This is a genomic window from Coprococcus hominis (ex Arizal et al. 2022), assembly GCF_040094675.1.
Classification (GTDB): Bacteria; Bacillota; Clostridia; order Lachnospirales; family Lachnospiraceae; genus Coprococcus_C; species Coprococcus_C hominis.
On sequence record NZ_JBBNHG010000034.1, the window covers coordinates 101,362 to 117,336 of the forward strand.

General features: G+C 51.2%; 13 protein-coding genes and 4 pseudogenes. All 17 read right to left on the reverse strand.

Translation table 11 applies throughout. The features are described 5' to 3' along the window. Nucleotides 1-4: 4 nt before the first annotated feature. Complete coding sequence (locus AAAT93_RS10145) at nucleotides 5-283, reverse strand: hypothetical protein (protein ID WP_002570998.1); 279 nt, start codon at nucleotides 281-283, stop codon at nucleotides 5-7. Further along, a complete protein-coding gene (locus AAAT93_RS10150) occupies nucleotides 280-2,388 on the reverse strand; it encodes a type IA DNA topoisomerase (RefSeq protein WP_227573397.1) in 2,109 nt (702 codons plus the stop codon). The genes AAAT93_RS10145 and AAAT93_RS10150 overlap by 4 nt, the downstream gene beginning before the upstream one ends. Beyond that, complete coding sequence (locus AAAT93_RS10155; RefSeq protein WP_227573398.1) at nucleotides 2,375-2,578, reverse strand: hypothetical protein; 204 nt, start codon at nucleotides 2,576-2,578, stop codon at nucleotides 2,375-2,377. Before AAAT93_RS10155 ends, AAAT93_RS10150 begins: the two co-directional genes overlap by 14 nt. Then, on the reverse strand, nucleotides 2,575-3,330 hold the full coding sequence (locus AAAT93_RS10160; RefSeq protein WP_227573399.1) for a DUF4366 domain-containing protein: 756 nt from the start codon (nucleotides 3,328-3,330) through the stop codon (nucleotides 2,575-2,577). The genes AAAT93_RS10155 and AAAT93_RS10160 overlap by 4 nt, the downstream gene beginning before the upstream one ends. Further along, nucleotides 3,320-3,571 carry a DUF4315 family protein gene (locus tag AAAT93_RS10165; RefSeq protein ID WP_227573400.1) on the reverse strand — a complete coding sequence of 84 codons (252 nt, stop codon included), beginning with the start codon at nucleotides 3,569-3,571 and terminating at the stop codon, nucleotides 3,320-3,322. The genes AAAT93_RS10160 and AAAT93_RS10165 overlap by 11 nt, the downstream gene beginning before the upstream one ends. Before the next feature lie 6 nt (nucleotides 3,572-3,577). Beyond that, nucleotides 3,578-4,300 (reverse strand): phosphoadenosine phosphosulfate reductase family protein, encoded by a 723-nt coding sequence (locus AAAT93_RS10170; RefSeq protein ID WP_227573401.1) that lies wholly within the window; start codon nucleotides 4,298-4,300, stop codon nucleotides 3,578-3,580. 19 nt (nucleotides 4,301-4,319) lie between these two features. Then, nucleotides 4,320-6,056, reverse strand: a complete 1,737-nt coding sequence (locus AAAT93_RS10175; RefSeq protein ID WP_227573402.1) for a CD1108 family mobile element protein — start codon at nucleotides 6,054-6,056, stop codon at nucleotides 4,320-4,322. Beyond that, nucleotides 6,049-6,429: a DUF3851 domain-containing protein gene (locus tag AAAT93_RS10180; RefSeq protein ID WP_431834927.1), complete on the reverse strand. Its 381-nt coding sequence runs from the start codon at nucleotides 6,427-6,429 to the stop codon at nucleotides 6,049-6,051. The genes AAAT93_RS10175 and AAAT93_RS10180 overlap by 8 nt, the downstream gene beginning before the upstream one ends. Continuing rightward, a pseudogene (locus tag AAAT93_RS10185) lies at nucleotides 6,429-6,719 on the reverse strand (hypothetical protein); the annotation flags it as partial. The gene AAAT93_RS10180 and the pseudogene AAAT93_RS10185, both read right to left, overlap by 1 nt. Before the next feature lie 339 nt (nucleotides 6,720-7,058). Beyond that, nucleotides 7,059-9,167 (reverse strand): annotated as a pseudogene (locus tag AAAT93_RS10190) (VirB4-like conjugal transfer ATPase, CD1110 family); the annotation flags it as partial. Next, entirely contained in the window at nucleotides 9,124-9,579 is a 456-nt protein-coding gene (locus AAAT93_RS10195; protein ID WP_227573404.1) for a PrgI family mobile element protein, read from the reverse strand. The gene AAAT93_RS10195 and the pseudogene AAAT93_RS10190, both read right to left, overlap by 44 nt. Nucleotides 9,580-9,599: 20 nt before the next feature. After that, nucleotides 9,600-9,875 (reverse strand): annotated as a pseudogene (locus tag AAAT93_RS10200) (VirB6/TrbL-like conjugal transfer protein, CD1112 family); the annotation flags it as partial. 102 nt (nucleotides 9,876-9,977) lie between these two features. After that, nucleotides 9,978-11,810, reverse strand: a complete 1,833-nt coding sequence (locus AAAT93_RS10205) for a reverse transcriptase domain-containing protein (protein WP_227573405.1) — start codon at nucleotides 11,808-11,810, stop codon at nucleotides 9,978-9,980. A 608-nt stretch (nucleotides 11,811-12,418) separates the two neighbouring features. Beyond that, nucleotides 12,419-13,057: pseudogene (locus AAAT93_RS10210) on the reverse strand (VirB6/TrbL-like conjugal transfer protein, CD1112 family); the annotation flags it as partial. A gap of 69 nt (nucleotides 13,058-13,126) precedes the next feature. Next, entirely contained in the window at nucleotides 13,127-13,345 is a 219-nt protein-coding gene (locus AAAT93_RS10215) for a Maff2 family mobile element protein (RefSeq protein ID WP_227573406.1), read from the reverse strand. 219 nt (nucleotides 13,346-13,564) lie between these two features. Next, entirely contained in the window at nucleotides 13,565-15,394 is a 1,830-nt protein-coding gene (locus tag AAAT93_RS10220; RefSeq protein WP_227573407.1) for a VirD4-like conjugal transfer protein, CD1115 family, read from the reverse strand. Further along, nucleotides 15,391-15,891 (reverse strand): PcfB family protein, encoded by a 501-nt coding sequence (locus AAAT93_RS10225; protein ID WP_002570687.1) that lies wholly within the window; start codon nucleotides 15,889-15,891, stop codon nucleotides 15,391-15,393. Before AAAT93_RS10225 ends, AAAT93_RS10220 begins: the two co-directional genes overlap by 4 nt. Nucleotides 15,892-15,975 lie beyond the last annotated feature (84 nt).

A 15,975-nucleotide genomic window follows, 5' to 3' on the forward strand; every position in this document is an offset into this window, starting at 1 on the left:
GCCTTTAACTGCTGGACTTTCTCACAGGGGGCTGGTATCCGGCAGCTTTCGCACGCTCACTGGCAGCTTTGCGGCGCTCGGCGCTGTATGGCTCCCGGACTGATACACACCTCTTGGGAACGGTAAAGTTATGAGCGTCCTTTCGGGTGATCTGGTCGGGGTGCTTTTTTGCCAGCAGTTCCAGCTTCTCCATCAGACGGGGATCGTGGGTGTAGACCTCAGCCATTGGTTCCGCCTGGTTATAGAGGAGAATGGTTTCCCGTTCCACTAAAGAGAGCTTCATCGGTTGCCTCCTTTCTGCTGGTTAAATTCCAGCTTGAAGTTGGCGTACTGTCCATCGTCCTCCAAAATCACAGTGGCATCGTAGGTCTTGCCGGTTTTCTCCGAATATAGCCCCGTCACACGGACACGGCCATCTTTCAGCAGCGCAGACACCACAGCCTTGGTCGGCTGTTTTTTCTTGGCAGCCCACCATTTGTTGTTTTTCCAGATTGCAAATTTGCAAGAATCATTCTGACAGAAGAAGCCTTTTTGCAGTTCTGCAACTTCACCGCCACAGCGAGGGCATTTACCCACCACCTCACGGGGCGGGGTGAACAGGTACTCGGTTCCCTTGATGACCTGATAAGTCCCCACCAGATCTTTCAGCATGGTGCTGATCCCATCCAGAAACTCCTCCGGGGCAAGCTGCCCGCGCTCGATCTCGCCCAGGCGGTACTCCCACTCGGCAGTCAGAAGCGGCGATTGCAGCTGTTCCGGCAGAACGGTGATCAGGGAGACTGCATCGTGGGAAGGGAGAAGCTGCACCGTTTTCCTGCTCTTTTTTCGTTCCAGAAAACCGGCAGATACCAGCTTTTCCAAAATACCGGCACGGGTGGCCGGTGTACCCAGACCTTTTCGCTCGGCGTCCTCCGGCATATCCTCTTTTCCGGCAGTCTCCATCGCGGACAATAGGGTGTCCTCCGTAAAGTGCTGGGGCGGACTGCTTTTGCCTTCTTTGACGATTGCCGCAGAAACCGAAAGGGTCTGTCCTTCGGTCAGCTCCGGCAGGGCTTTCTCTGCGCCCTCTTTTTTCGGCTCTGTATCCTTCCTTTTGGCACGGTAAGCGTCCTCCAGTGCTTTCCATCCGGGGTGCTTCACCGTTTTTCCTTTTGTGGTAAACTCCCCACCGGCACACGCTGCAATCACAACGGTTTCCGAATAGATATGGGGCTGGGCTACGGCGCACAGCAGACGCAGGGCCACCAGCTCCAGCACCGCTTTTTCTCCCGCAGGAAGGGCAGAAAGGTCTGCATCCTTGAGATTCCGGGTAGGGATTACTGCGTGGTGGTCAGTTACTTTCTTATCGTTGATGACCGTCTGCGGATCACAGGTAATGGCAATCCCTTTGCGAAACGGCATAGCATTGGCAACCAGATTGACCAGCACCGGCAGGCTGTCTGCCATATCACCGGTCAGATAGCGGCTGTCAGTACGGGGATAGGTGCAGAGCTTCTTTTCATACAGGCTTTGTAGATAGTCCAGGGTCTGCTGGGCTGTAAATCCAAGCAGGCGGTTGGCATCTCTTTGCAAAGTAGTCAGGTCATAGAGGGCAGGCGGCTTTTCGGACTTTTCTTTACACTCCACCTTTTTGATTGTGACAGCTGCACCCTGACAGGCTTCTTTCAGTTGCTCGGCAGCGGTTTTATCCGCCATGCGCTCCCCGGATACGGTAAGACCGGACAGCTCCAGCGCCACGGTATAAAAGGGAACCGGCTTAAAGGTGTCGATCTCAGATTCTCGCTGGACAATAAGCGCCAGCGTTGGGGACATCACGCGCCCGATGTTGAGGGTGCGGTGATACAGCACGGAAAAAAGCCTTGTGGCATTGATCCCCACCAGCCAGTCAGCCTTGGCACGGCAGAGGGCAGCATCCCGAAGTCCGTCATAATCCGCACCGGGGCGCAGGTTTGCAAAGCCCTCCCTTATGGCGGAGTCCTCCATCGAAGAAATCCAGAGCCTTTTCATCGGCTTTTGACAGCCTGCCAGCTCATAGACGCTGCGGAAGATCAGCTCGCCCTCGCGTCCGGCATCACAAGCGTTTACCACCTCCGTCACATCCGGGGCGTTCATCAGCTTTTTGAGAATATCAAACTGCTTTTTCTTATCCTTTCCCACCACCATCTGCCAATGCTCCGGCAGAATAGGCAGGTCATCATATCGCCACTTGGCGTACTTGGGGTCATAGCTGTCTGCGTCTGCAAGACCGGCCAGATGGCCCACGCACCAGCTGACACGCCAGCCACCGCCTTCCAGATACCCGTCCTTACGGGCGGTTGCACCGATTACCGCCGCCAGACTCTGGGCAACGGATGGTTTTTCAGCGATTACTAATTTATGTTGAGCCATGATGGTTCCTCCTCTCCTTGAGCCATCGGGACATTTCCCGGTGGCAGACACCTACGCAGGGGCTTCCATAATTCCCACAGCCATAACAGGGGTGGCTTGGGGGTAAAGAAGGAGGACGGGAAGTTTTCTTCCTGCCCTCCGGCCTGCGTGTCATCATGCGTTCATAGGGACTGTCTGTGAAACGGGTCATTTCACGCTGTCCTCGTCATCATCTTCTGCGCTGCCCCCATCAGCGTCAGGCTCGTCCGACTCCTCATCCTCGGTTTCCCATTCCTCGGAATCGTCCTCGCCATAATCATAATCGTCCAGACTGTCATTGCCCTTGGTCTTAGGCTTATTCTTAATGAGCTTCAAGTAGGCAAATACGCCACCGCCGCCCAGCAGAGCCAGCAGAAGGATCAGGGCAGCCGGGTTCAGTCCGGCAGGCTTTTCCTTTTCCGGCTCCGGTGTTTCTGCCGGAGGTTCCGGTGCTTTGCCCGCACATTTACTCTTATCAGCTGCGCAGACCGGGCAGGCCGTATTGACTGCCCCTGCTTCACATTTTGTTGAACAGCTGCATACCGCAGGCGGCTCCTCTTTGGGTTTTCCATCTTCCATCAGCGCAGCAAGGTCTGCATCGTCCACCTGATTCAGAAAGTGAACGGCGGTCTTTTTGTCCTCATTGGCTCTGTCAATCAGGATGTAAAAATAGTTGCCCGCCTTGGTGGTAACGGTAATGAGCTGCTTATTGCCGCCAAAATCATCCACCAGAGCGGCGTTGCCCTCCGGGGTCAACGGCGGTGCTTCTTCGGTTTCTTCCACCACCACATTGCTGTCATTGGTGGCATCCTCTGCCGGGGGCGGCGCTGCGCCCTGGGCAAAAGCGGGAACGGTAAAGCCCGATGCCAGAACCAGCGTCAGGCAAAGGGCAGAAAGTGTTTGGAGCAGTCGTTTATTCCTCATAGCCGTTTTCCTCCTGTTCGTTGTTGTCATCCCCCATACTTCCGGGAACTGTGCCGCCTGACAGCATGGCGCTCAGCTGGGTCGGGGTCATACGCAGGGCGCGCACCATCTGGACGATCTCCAGATTTTCTGCCTCGGTTTTCTGTGCTTCCAGAGCCTTGAGCTTTTCCTGATGCTCTGCGATCTTCTCGCGGACCTTTGTAATCTCCTGGTCAATGCGTTCAATTTTGTTCTTTGCCATATTAAATTACTCCTTTCCGTAACGCTCTTTCCAAGCATAGTTTCGTCCCAGTCCTTTCACTTTCGTAAGGTTTGGCATAGCACTTTCTTCTATGGCAATCGCTCTCTGATAAAGGGCCGGATACTGTTGCTTTAAGGCTTCAATTTCTTGCTTTTTCATACTTGGGCAGAAAAAACAGGATGATTTACCCGGTAACGGTAGATTTTCTCCCCGAATTACCTTGATGCAATCATCCCTGTTCCAATGCCAATCTTCAATAAGCGGATAGCGGTTCTCGTACTTTTTATCCGCTTCATTGTATTTTCGGGAATGCTCATATCGTTTCCACTCTCCGACATCATATCCGATAAAGCGTGTTACCCGTTCACCACGCTGCCATACTGCACGACAGGGTGGATAGTTATTACAATACTTTTCCTGTGGTCCAATTTTGTGCTTTTGGGAGCATCGCTTGTATCCATAAGCAATAGAAGGGAGTGTACCAGAACGAAGGCATTCCATTTCTAATGTCAGGCGATTACCATTGCGATCAACATTTTTTACAACGGTGATCTGCGGCATACTATGTTCTTTCAGCCATTTGTTCATGTGTTTTATAAATTCATAGGTATGCGGCTGTTCTGCCCCAGTATCAGCAAATGTAATTAAATCCACAGGTATCCCATGTTGATAAAGTCCAATTAAAAGGGCGGCACTGTTTGTGCCGCCTCCAAAAGAAACAATATTCATTTTTCCCTTTCTGAAAATTTCACCAATTCATTAAGCCATAACCCTTGATACTCTGATAATTCAGGTCATAACTCTTGATCTTGCAGGCATCGCCGGAATTTCCCTCCACGGTATAAACACGGCTGCCATCGGTTCCAATGACAATTCCCACATGGTCAGCAGTACCGTCCAAATCCCAATCGAAGAAAATGGCATCACCGGGGGCAATGTTCTCATATCCCCTTGCACCCCATTGTCCGCGGGACTGGAACCAGGGAACCCCCTCCCACTCACAGCCTGCAAAACGCGGTTCGCTTTTTCCAGCCTGGTTGTAGCACCAGGATACGAAGCAGGCGCACCATTCCACCCGGCTGTTAAAACCGTACCAGCTCCAGTAGGGATAACCGCCCACATTGCCCACCTGACTTTTCGCCAGCTCCACCAGTTCAGGGTTGCCGGGGCGTGTGCCGTTAATGAACTGCACACCGGACAAATCTTCAGAGCCGCTGGTATCAGGAGAACCACCGCCAAACAGCAGCGGCTTATTGCCCAGCGTCTGACGATAAACCTGATACATCTCCATCTGCTCTGTGGTCAGTAGCTCCGACGCCACAGCGGAAATGGGCTTGCTGGTGAGTTTCACATTCAGAATGTAATACTCATAGGGGACTTCTTCTGATGTGGTCTCGCCGGTCTCCGGGTCGGTGGAGGTCTCCGTGCGGTAGCGGATCTCCACTTCCTCGGTAAGTGTCAGCTGATACTGTGCTGCAAACACACGCGCCAGCTCTGCCTGAGCGCCTTGACGGGTATATCCCTGCAAGACGGCAGATAGAAATGCCGCCAGCTCATGAGGGTCATGACCGATCATATCCAGGTCATACCGATACTCGTCATACCCTGGGTGACTGTTTTCAATATTGTCGATCTCTGCCTGCAACTGCGCTTCTTTCGCTGCATAGTCCGCTTCCACTGCCAGCATTTCCGGGTCATCTGACGGATAGGTGGTGCCGGAGAGAACGGAACCAATGCTCTGTGCCATCATGGAACAGGAGGACATGGTATTCATCAGCAGACAAACGATGAGAAACAACGCCCCTGCGATCAGAAAACCTTTCTTGTGCCGCATAACGAATGCCCCTGCCTGCTGTGCCTTTTCTTTTACCGTTCTTGCGGCTTTTCCGGTTTTGGAAGCAGCCTGGGCGGTATTTCCGGCAGTCTGTCCGGCGTGTTTGGCGGCGGCATATTGCTTTTTAATGGCCTGCTTTTGCTGCCAGCGGGAAAGAGGATTGCTGGCAAACTGAGGATTTTCCTGCAAAGATTTCTGATACAGGGCATTTACATTTGCCTTTTCCAGTTGGCGCTCTGCCTGGGCTGCTTTGCGGTATGGCTTCAGCTTGTGGCTGCGATAGCCCTCCCGCACCAGATAAGCGCCGGTCTCCACCGCCTCCTCGGACTTGTGGGCGCTTTCCACGCCCACATTGTCCTGTTCTGTTTCCCGAATCTCTTTGTGGAGCTTGCCCGCAACCAGATAGACGGGAGCTTCCTTGACCCCTTGAGAAAGTTTGGAGGGTGGCTTTTTCTTGTCCTCAAAGGTCAGCTTCGAGGTCTTTTTTCCGGTATCCGGGTCAATGACTGTCTGCCTGACCTTTTTCTTTGGGATATTGGCCTGCGCCTTATCTGCTCTGACCGCAGCTTTCTCCGCTTTGCGGATCGGCTTTTCCAGTGCAGGGTCAGAGCGTTCCTCATCGGTAAAGCGCAGACGCGGTTCCTTATTCAAACCATTCTCCCAGCATGAGGGAGGACATCATGTAGTGCAGCTCTGCATAAATGGCCATCCCCACAGGATCTTTGAACATACAGCCGGACAGATAGGCATAAAACTGTGCCACCACATCGGACAGGATCTTCGCCTCTGTTCCTTCCAGAACCAGACCGCCCATGCCTTCCTTAGCACGAATGGCGCTCCAGACCTCTGCCAGACGGATCAGGCCCACCTGACCGGTCTCATTCAGTTCGGCTGCCTGATCTGCCGCCGTGCGGCACTCACTTACCGCATCAGCCATGACCGTGAGCAGCTGGCTGCGCTGGGCATTTACCGCCCTGTCAAAAAACATCAGCGGGTTTTGATTCAAAATGTTGGGGTTCATCATCATTCATCCTCCTTTTTCAGTTCTTGAGGTTTGGTGGTCATAATGCGGTAAAGCTCGGTATTCTTCGGGAAGTGATCCACGAAAGGCAGAATCGTGGAGCCATAAAACAGCAGTCCCTCGCCTTCACCGGAGTGTGTCACATAGCTAAGCTGGTGTGTGGAAATGCCCAGCTGCTTGGCAAGGATCTGACGGTCTCCACCTGCCTGGTTGAGCATATACACGAAGTCGGAGTTTTCAAAGATGTTCTCAACCTCGCGTGAAGAAAGCAGATCTTTCACATTTTGGGTAATCTGATTGTTATTAACAGATGGCTTTTTATCCATCTCTCTGGGGCTTTCGCCCATTTTCATCGGCGTGTCATTTCACGCCCAGCATAGCATATCTTTTTGCCACGGATCATACCGTACCGGCTGGTAATGCGGCCTCGTGGAGCTGTTATATTCTGCTCAAAGCAGGGTCAAGCTCTATGCGTTGCGTGTGACTGTCCTTTTACAGACAGCCTTCCACTCGGATTAGGGCGCTACCCCTTTCCCGATTTCTTCCGCATTGATAATTCTGACCTACTTGCCGGTTTCAGTCAGAACGGCGAAGTCTGCACTTTAAGCGGCTAACAAGTTGCAGACCCAATCACCAGTGGGAATACCGCCCCATTTACGGAATCGCTTCCAGATTTCCACCGTATAGGCGGCGGTCTGTTCCTCCTTCAAAAGCAGGTGCATCTCGTCGATGTAGTAACGGGTGGACTTGTGGGCGGCACGGTTGATGGTAACGCGGTTCCACACCTGATCCTGAACTACCAGCATACCGATTTTCTTGAGCTGCTTGCCCAGTTCCTTGATGTCATAGCAGACAATGCGGTTATTGATGTCCACATTGCTCTGGTGGTTGAACACATTGAGGGAGCCGGTTACATAGATTTCAAGGGCCGTAGCGATATACTGGGCTTCCTTTTCCTCCTGTTCCCGGAGCAGGTTATACAGATCCTCCAGAACCGGCATATTCTCCGGGCGCGGGTCATTCAGGTAAGTCTGATAAACCAGGCGCACACAGCGGTCGATGATGGTTTTTTGCACCGGCTGCAAGCCTTCCTTACCGCCCACGATCAGCTCACACAAGCTGAGAATAAAGTCAGACTTGAGGGACAGCGGGCTTTCATCATCCGAGTAGTCCAGATTCAGGTCCATCGGATTGATATAGTTGGTGGAGGTAGGCGAGATCTTGATGACCTGCCCATGCAGACGCTCCACCAGAGGTGCGTACTCAGCTTCCGGGTCACAGATGATGACATCATCACTGGTAAGCAAAAAACAGTTTGCAATCTCACGCTTGGCGCTGAAGGACTTACCGGAACCCGGCGTACCCAGAATCAGACCGTTTGGGTTTTTCAGCAGCTTTCTGTCCACCATGATGAGGTTGTTGGACAGGGCGTTGATGCCGTAATACAGCGCTTCTTTCCCGTTCTGGAACAGCTCCTGGGTGGTAAACGGCACGAAGATAGCCGTGGAACTGGTGGTCAGCCCCCGCTGGATCTCAATCTGGTTGAGTCCCAGAGGCAGACAGCTCATCAGCCCTTCTTCCTGCTGGAAATCCAATCTGGTCAGCTGGCAGTTATACTTCTGGGCAATAGAGCCTGCCTGAAAGATGTTGTTGCCAAGCTGCCGGGGATTGTCTGCTGTATTCAGCACCAGAAAGGTCAAAAGGAACATTCTCTCGTTTCGGCTCTGCAAATCCTGCAACAGCTTTTTCGCTTCACTGCCGTAGGTGGCAAGGTCAGAGGGAATGATGTCCATGTCGTATCCGGCACGGACTGCTTTTTTCTGTTCCTCGATCTTACTGCGGTCCAGGTCGGTAATCTTACGCTTTACCGTTTTGATGGCTTTTACTTGATCCACCGACTGAATGTGCATACTCACAATGAGCGAGCTTTCCATATCCAGAAAATCAGCCAGCAGACGGTCATTCAGCTCTGGGGCTAAAATCTGCAAAAAAGAAACAGCCCCGTATTTCTTTCCCATACGGAACTGCTTGCCGGTGCGGAACTCAAAGGAGCTTGGTGCGATGAAGTCCTTGGTAGATAGGCCGGAAGGAGCCAGCCAGTCCCATTCAAACTGAAACGGGCGCTGTTCATCCATGTGGAATACTGCATGAAGCTGGGAAAGCCTTTCCTTACCGTCCAGTGTTCTGGCGGCTACGCCAAGACGCTTGAAGTTATTGAGTATATCGGTCTCAATACGCTCCAGACGGGGCTTGGCAGCTTTGATGCTGTCAGCGTCGATACCAAAGGTCAGGTATTTGGTCTTGATGAGACCGTTGTTACCTCTGGCCAGCTGATTTTGCAGCATTGTGGTGTATTCCTCGCGGATACTGTCAAAGGCGTCCCTCTGGGGCGGGATGGAAATGGAGTTAGCAAAGGTCTCCTCCGATGCCGCAAGGTTCAAAAAAGACAGCTGGAAATGAATCGAGCTGTCAAAATAATTGAGGAAATCACACCACCCCTCAAAGATTGCCGTCTTATCTTCGTTTTGGGAGAGCTGATAGTTGATGTCCTGAAACTGGATGGTCTTTGTGTAGTGGCTGTCCGATACGCGGCAGATTCCGTCCGGCCACATCCGTTCATAAGGGATACTGTCCTGCGCAGATTTTCCTTTTTTGTCCGTGCGGTTAGCGCGGGCAATGGCCGCTTCGATCTGCTTCTTATCGGCGCGGGACAGCTTTTTCTTTGTCTTTACCGGCTGCACAGTTTTTTCCTCGGTTTTTCCGAACATCCGATGCAACCATTTTTTTATTGCGGTGAACAATGTCATACACCTCCTTATCAAGCATTTCCTGCCGCTTTAATACGGCATAAAAGTTGTTGGTCTGGTAAGGTCGCTGCTTTGGACGGATCACAGCTACTTTGAGAATGTTGCCGACGATCTTTTCCAGGGGCTGTCCATGCTTTTCATACATTGCCAGCAGGAAGAAGGGCATCATGACCAGCATCATACACATGGCGGCCATGCTGTTTCCCGCAGGCTCACGGAGCAAAAAGAACAGCGGTACGCCTACAAGCGCCCCGGCGGTAAAGCAGACCAGCTGCCTTCGGGTCAGATTGAACATGACCTTGGTTTTGACTTTGGTTAAATCTTTGGGTACGGGTACATAAGCCAATGTGGAAACCTCCTTCCGGTTTAATGCGCCTGAAAGACTGCTTTTGCGAGACTGCCGGTTTTGAACAGCGTAAAGCACAGCAGTACGGTGTAGCCCACGCAGCTCCAGATCGCCATGATGATGTCATCTTCCAGAGCGATGTTCTGCACCAGCACAGCATAAATTGCCACGCAGACGATGATGAGAAACGCCTGAAAGCCCAGCGCCAGCAGGGAGCGGAGGTAGTTCTGCCCCATACCGCCCCATTCCTTGCCCATCATCGCTGCCATCGGAAGCGGCGCAACGGATGTGACAAGTAGGGTAAGAACCCGGTGCCTTGCCATATTGCTATGGCAGGTTTCCGAGAACTTCCCTCCGAACCGGACTTACACCTCTCGATGTATCCGGCTCTCCAGATGTCAGTCTAACTTTCCAGCGTGTAACTTATCGTGACAGTAGACGCAGAGTGCCATTGTCTTACGCTTACGCCCAATCATGGCGATTTCCCATTGTTTTCTGCCACTTAAATCTTTGAGTTTTCGTATATGGTGTATTTCAAGCGGCACATTCTCTGCGCCACACCACTCACACCTGTTTGCTTGCAGTCTTTTTATAAGGCTATTACGCCCATAATTCTCAAAAATTCTTGCTACTATATCAGGATTTCCGCTTTCTACTTTAGTGTCCCGGCGGAACCCATTATTGTAAAACAATACCTTTCCGACCTTGCCGTTTTTCTTCGGATATTCCACAACAAAATCTTTTCCTTGACGGTACTTGCGGATAATTCTGCTGATTCGTGTCCGATATTTTCCAGCAAAGGTTTTGAGCATACTGTATCTCATTACATAGTAGAAGTTATTGAGTACAGACACGTTGTTTGCAAGTCGGTAGTAGTTATACAATCCACGAATTTCTGCGTTGTACTGGTTTAGGATTTCCAAATCGTCCAAGTGCAACAGGCGAGTGCGCCGGACAGGTTCCCAAACCTCTTTGTTTCCATTTTGTTTGTCGTATTTAATCTTGAGGGCATTGTAGGAGAACAGTCGTTTTACCCACTTATCATGGGGAACATAAAGTAAGACTTTTCCATTGTTTACCCGTCTGGTAGCCCCGGTTTTGGTCTTTTTGTTGTGTTCGCCTTTGGCGATTGTGACCTCATATCCCAAGAACTTCGCAGCGTCGTGTCCATGAGTAATCAATGTCTTTTCCTCGGACATTTCCAGATGGAGTTTGTCCCGGATAAAGCAGCCTACATCTTGTTTAATCTGTTCTGCGTCCTCTTTGCTGCCGATAACTCCGATTAAGAAATCATCGGCGTATCGGATATAGCAAAGCCGTTTATAGCTATCGTCCATCTGGTCGCTATACGGCATAGATTTCAGACTACGCCGCAGTTCCCGGATTTCTGCACTTAGACCTTCTTTTTCTTCCTCGCTCATTTTAGAGAGATTTCTTTTAAGCCTTTGTTCTTTCCCCCGGCAGACATCCAGCTTCTTCTTGAACGCAGGATTGATTTTACGGCGGTTTCCGCAGTTGAATTTCTCTGCATACTCTGCCATATAACTGTCCAGTTCGTTCATATAGATGTTTGCAAGGATAGGGCTGATGATGGAGCCTTGCGGAGTGCCGGAATAAGTATTGTGATAATTCCAATCCTCCATATATCCGGCTTTCAAGAACTTCCAGAGCAGACCGATGAAATGTTCGTCTGCAATCCGCTTTCGCAAAATAGCAATCAACACATGATGGTCTACGTTGTCAAAACAGCCCTTTATATCTCCCTCAACGAACCACTTTGTCCCCGTAAAATATTTCTGCACATATTTGAGTGCCGTATGACAGCTTCTGTTTATACGGAAACCGTGGGAATAGTCGCTAAAGGTTGGCTCATAAATACTCTCTAAGATGAGCCGCACCACCTCCTGTGTCAGTTTATCGTCGAATGACGGTATTCCCAGAGGACGCATTTTCCCATTGGATTTCGGGATATACGTTCTCCTTGCCGGGTTAGGCTGATAACTAAAATCCCGCATCTTTTCAATGAGGGCGTTTATCCTTGCCATTCCCATTCCGTCAATGGTTTTGCCGTCTGTTCCGGCTGTCATGTTGCCTGGTTTCGCCTGTATCCGCTGATATGCCAGCAGATAGAATTGTGGATTGTACAGGTTGCGGTATAACCGCTCGTACTTGTAACTCTTGTTACACGCCTTGGATTTTAGGCTTTCCAACACATTTTCAGGACTTCTCATAATGCCTCACGCACCTTTCCTTTTTATGAATTGGTTGACATCCTGCCTCCCTTCGCCATGTAGACGGCTTTCCCGCCCTCAGACTACTACGGAGGCTCCGTTGCCATGCCGGATATTCAGCGTCATCTTTCTTGGGTTTTTACCCCTTGAAATTTATCGCCTTGCGGCATTACGCATAGCCGGATAGTTCCGGCGTTCCGGTTTAGGCAATCTCCAGTTAGACACTTTGGGAAAAGCGTATTGTGATGTCGGTAGTGGGTTTTCGTCCTTTTCCGCTTACTGCGGCTGGCTGTCATAAGTATCGTGCGGTCTGTGTTTACCTGTCACATTCCGCTATGACATACGGCGAATACAACCATCCTGCGCCGCCGGGTCGAGTATCCCGCCTCGGACTGCCCTTAAAGCAGTTTAGCCTTGCTCCTCATTCACAATGTTGCGTCTTGCCGCTCAGTCGTGGGTAGATGGTTTTCCCAACTTGCGATTTTTCCGATACGCTATTGTCCCCCTTGTGGTTTCCCTCCGGGGTAAATCGGATGACGCTAAAGTGACGCTTTTCACGTCTTTGATACTTTTCTTTACCGGCTTGCTAAAGCCGGGTTCCCAAAATGCCCGCACACCGCCTTTGGATGAAAAGCGGCGCTTCTGGACGCGCGGTAGATCTCAATCATACGGCCATAAATGACGATAAAGATACAGATATACAGTGCCCACATAGTAATGCCGATAAAGAGGGACTGGAACCAAAGCCCGAACAGCGGTCCCAGATCCATTTCCATAAGTCTCGGCTCCATATCTGCCAAAACAGAAGAAATGTCTATGGACGCATCCGAACCGATAATTCCTGCTGCCTGTGCTACCACGCTCTGCGCCATATCAAAGACGCCCATCACAATGTTCCATGTGTTGGTAACAAGCAGGATAGCGGCAGCACTCTTGAATACCCACTTGAAAATCATCCAGGTATCCACATCATGCAGGTTGTTCTTGTCTGCAATCATCTGGATCAGGTCTACGGTCATCACAATAGCCAGGATCACGCCTGCAATCGGCACCATGATGGAGTTGGACAGGTTCTCAATCATACTGAAAATACTGCTATTCCATCCCTGCGGTGTCTGTCCTACCTGTACGGATATATCCGCGACTTGTTTGTTTACGCTGTCAAACAGCCCCGAAAGGTTACTCATAATACCGCCCACCAGCATTTCCTTGAGCCATTTGGTGAGGGCATCCAATAAGAAATCCATACGGTGTCAACCTCCTTTCCGCCGCCCCCGCAAAACTGCGGGAGCGGCAAGGATTTCATGCGGGGACGCTTAGACAGAGAACAGCCCGGAAAGCAGGGGCACAAGGACCATGCCGACTACGGCTACACCAGCGCCGGCCATGAGCTGCTTCATGCCCTGTGATTTTGCACCAGGGTTGTCGTTTCCGTAACCTTCCAGCAGGTTGATGACGCCCCAGATACCAAGACCGGCACCGAGCGCGATAACGAGGGTCTGAAGAACGGTAATTGCCTGTTCAAAAAATTCCATATAGTTTGTTAGCCGGAATCTGATTAAAAAATAGGTTTGTCATGTTTCATAGGCATACAAAAGCCGGAACAATCTGCCGCCCGGTTTCCGGGAGCATGATTCCGGCTGTCCTCCTTTTTCATTATTTTTTCTTGCGATTGTCCGCTTTGTACGCCAATGGCCCATAGAGGGCAGGTGCGGCGAATAGATAAGATCACTCCCTTCAAAAGCGGAACGAAGTTAAGCGCCCTTTGTGTCTACTTCATATACATCGCAGACCTCATTGGGCTTAAGTTTCAGCCTTGCGGACAGGAATGCTTCAATATCAAAAGCGTTCTTGTCATCCGCGTCGGCAGTGTACTTGAAATTTGGGTGCTTGGTAATGTCGTACTTATCCGAAAGGAATGGCCGCACACCGCGCAGCTGGAGGATACACTTGCCGCCGTCCATAACGGCAAGCTCATCCTGGCTCATCAGCTCTTTCCCTAATTTTTGATAGTTGAGCGAATGGGAGGTTTCCCTGCCACGGCTCTCTCCGGTGTTGTAGGTGTCGATGGTTTCCTTGCCCAGCACGGCAGCCAGCTCCTTGAGGGTGGTCGGCTCCTTACCGCCCAGAAAGATGGAAGTATCCATGTTGCCGATGATGGTATCCGCATTATCCTTATAGATCGCCTTGAGCTGACTCTGCGCCTGCAACACCAGACAGGCGGAGATCTCACGGCTTCGGATGGTTGCCACCAGCTTTTCCAGCTTAGGGATCTGCCCGATATTGGCGCACTCATCAATGAGACAGCGCACATGAACCGGGAGTCTGCCGCCATACACATCGTCAGCTTTTTCGCAAAGCAGGTTGAAAAGCTGGGTATAACACATGGAGATCAGGAAGTTAAAGCTGTCATCTGTATCACTCATAATGAGGAACAGAGCAGTTTTCCGGTCTCCCAGAGTATCCAGCTCCAACTCGTCATAAGCTGTGACCTCACGCAGCTCTGCAATGTCGAATACGGCAAGGCGCGCACCACAAGAAATAAGAATCGACTTGGCTGTTTTTCCAGCGGCCAGCTTATATTTCTTATACTGGCGCACCGCAAAGTGGTTTGGCTTCTCAGTTTCTAATGCGTCAAACATCAGGTCCACGGGGTTCTTGAACTCCTCGTCATCCTCCCGGACTTCCATGGCGTTGATGAACTCGATGAGGGTGGAAAAGTTCTGCTCCTCCACCGGAGCTTCATAGTGGATATACCCAATCAACGCGCAATACAGCAAGGTCTCTGCTTTGACCCAGAAATCGTCCCCGGCCTTGCCTTCGCCTTTGGTATTGGCAATCAGCGTTGTTACCAGCTTCAAGATGTCCTTTTCGCTGTGAATGTACGAGAAAGGATTGTAGTGCATACTTTTTTTGAAGTTGATGGTATTCAACACCTTAATCCGGTATGGCTCATAGATGACCTTTCCATGCTTGTCCTTCATGGGCTTTCCGTCCTTCCCCAGCTTGGGTGCGCCCCTTTGGAGCATTTTTCCGCACTCCACCAAAATGGTTCCTTTCGGATCGGTGACCACATAAGAACTGTGCATCTGCATCAAATTCGGTTTGAGCCAGAAGCGGGTCTTACCGGAACCGGAGCCGCCGATGACCAGCACATTTTTGTTTCTGGCGGTCTTTGGGTCCTTGGGGCGGCTGTTCATGGTCAGGCTTTCGGTTTTCGTGAGAATGACATTGTTCTGGAACACCGGGTCGATGTAGGCAGCGATGTCCTCACGGGTCCCCCAACGGGCAGAACCATACTCCAGCCCATGCCGGTACTTCTTAGCATTCTTGCTTTTGAGGTACACCGCCAGACGAAGGCCAGCGCCGCAGCACAGTCCCACCAGCAGATCCAACGGATGCAGGCTGGGCCAGAAACTTTGCAGCGCCCCAGGCAGGACAGCAAACAGAGAAAGGAATTTCTCTGAAGCATTTGCCCCCTGAGCCAACCGCCATGCTTCCCCGAAGTTAGTAGCAAACAGCCCCATCAGGAGATAGGGCAGGTTCAGCAAAACGAGCTTTTTGATGTCAAACTGCTTTTTCATCGTTCCAGCTCCTTTCGCTTGGTGCGGTCCACCACGGCATTTTTGACCATCTCTTTGAACTGACTGAGTTTTGCCAGCACAGACGGGCGTTCCGTTTTCTCGGCTTTCTTGACCTTTTTGCTGGTGTACTCGGTAAATGCAGCGGTCAGCGCATCGGCGTCACGGCCCTTGAAAAAGATCAGGTACTTGGGCGGGGAGCTGCTGCGGTCTTTCTTCACCGCATAATCCACACCATATTTCCGGGCGATCTTCTCAAATTCCTTGATGGAAGGGTCTGTGATCTCGATATTGGAGATCCCCTGATTCTGACCAATGAGCTGCTTGACGGTCTGTTTGCCGTGGGGTGTCACAGGGGCGTCACGGCTTCTCTGCTTTTGCAGCTTCTTTTCCTTGCAGTGGGCCATATACTTGCTAATGGCGGCTTTGAGCAGCCTGCCGGTGAACTTTGTTCCGCTGACAACCAGCGTTAAAGTCCTGTTTTCCACTTCTTCCTGCATTTTCATCGCCTCCTTTCCACAAAATGTGCAGGGGTGGTGCATTTATTTCTAAGGCGGGACCACCAGCCGCCGGAGAAGGTATTT

Bases quoted from the DNA above. Each gene is read 5' to 3' on its own strand.
- AAAT93_RS10155 (WP_227573398.1), bottom strand. From the start codon at position 2,578: ATGACCCGTTTCACAGACAGTCCCTATGAACGCATGATGACACGCAGG.
- AAAT93_RS10170 (WP_227573401.1), bottom strand. From the start codon at position 4,300: ATGAATATTGTTTCTTTTGGAGGCGGCACAAACAGTGCCGCCCTTTTA.
- AAAT93_RS10220 (WP_227573407.1), bottom strand. From the start codon at position 15,394: ATGAAAAAGCAGTTTGACATCAAAAAGCTCGTTTTGCTGAACCTGCCC.
- AAAT93_RS10215 (WP_227573406.1), bottom strand. From the start codon at position 13,345: ATGGAATTTTTTGAACAGGCAATTACCGTTCTTCAGACCCTCGTTATC.
- AAAT93_RS10205 (WP_227573405.1), bottom strand. From the start codon at position 11,810: ATGAGAAGTCCTGAAAATGTGTTGGAAAGCCTAAAATCCAAGGCGTGT.
- AAAT93_RS10150 (WP_227573397.1), bottom strand. From the start codon at position 2,388: ATGGCTCAACATAAATTAGTAATCGCTGAAAAACCATCCGTTGCCCAG.
- AAAT93_RS10225 (WP_002570687.1), bottom strand. From the start codon at position 15,891: ATGCAGGAAGAAGTGGAAAACAGGACTTTAACGCTGGTTGTCAGCGGA.
- AAAT93_RS10160 (WP_227573399.1), bottom strand. From the start codon at position 3,330: ATGAGGAATAAACGACTGCTCCAAACACTTTCTGCCCTTTGCCTGACG.
- AAAT93_RS10180 (WP_431834927.1), bottom strand. From the start codon at position 6,429: ATGATGAACCCCAACATTTTGAATCAAAACCCGCTGATGTTTTTTGAC.
- AAAT93_RS10145 (WP_002570998.1), bottom strand. From the start codon at position 283: ATGAAGCTCTCTTTAGTGGAACGGGAAACCATTCTCCTCTATAACCAG.
- AAAT93_RS10165 (WP_227573400.1), bottom strand. From the start codon at position 3,571: ATGGCAAAGAACAAAATTGAACGCATTGACCAGGAGATTACAAAGGTC.